The organism is Pseudomonas sp. 43(2021) (assembly GCF_017490805.1).
Lineage (GTDB): Bacteria > Pseudomonadota > Gammaproteobacteria > Pseudomonadales > Pseudomonadaceae > Aquipseudomonas.
Map to the genome: position 1 here is coordinate 1 of NZ_JAFGYJ010000283.1, position 512 is coordinate 512.

A 512-nucleotide genomic window follows, 5' to 3' on the forward strand; every position below is an offset into this window, starting at 1 on the left:
ATTCACCACCGGCGGACCCACCAGCGGCTGTTCGATGTGCTTATCGAGCAATTGCTGCAAGGTCGACACCGGCAGGTTGCGCGCCGCCGCGACACGCGCCAGTTGATAGGCAATTGCCGCCGGTGGCAAGTGCGGATCGAGGCCGCTTGCGGAGGTGGTCAGCAAAGCCAATGGCACCGGCCCAGCGACTTGTTGTTTTTGCGCGTCTTCGATTACGCGGGTCGCGAGGGCCGGATTGCTCGGTGCAAGGTTACTCGCGCCACTGGCGACCGTGGCATAAGCCCCGGCGGACGGGCGTGGGTGGAACCAGTTGTCGCCGCTGAAATCCTGAGCAATCAGCGCCGAGCCTCGGACTTTGCCGTCAGCGTCGTGGATCAGGCTGCCATTGGCCTGAGCCGGGAAAGCGACTTGGGCGATGCCGGTAACCGCGAGTGGATAGGCGACGCCGGTGATCAGGGTCATCAGCGCCAACAGGGTCAGGGCCGGGCGTATCATTGTGGACATTTCAAGAT

Annotated in this window: 1 protein-coding gene; it reads right to left on the reverse strand. The window is 63.3% G+C overall.

Translation table 11 applies throughout. The annotated features are described in order from the left end of the window. A partial coding sequence (gene kdpC, locus J5M71_RS27225; protein ID WP_207838637.1) for a potassium-transporting ATPase subunit KdpC occupies positions 1 to 504 on the reverse strand: 504 nt, incomplete at its 3' end. Between the last annotated feature and the right edge of the window lie 8 nt (positions 505 to 512).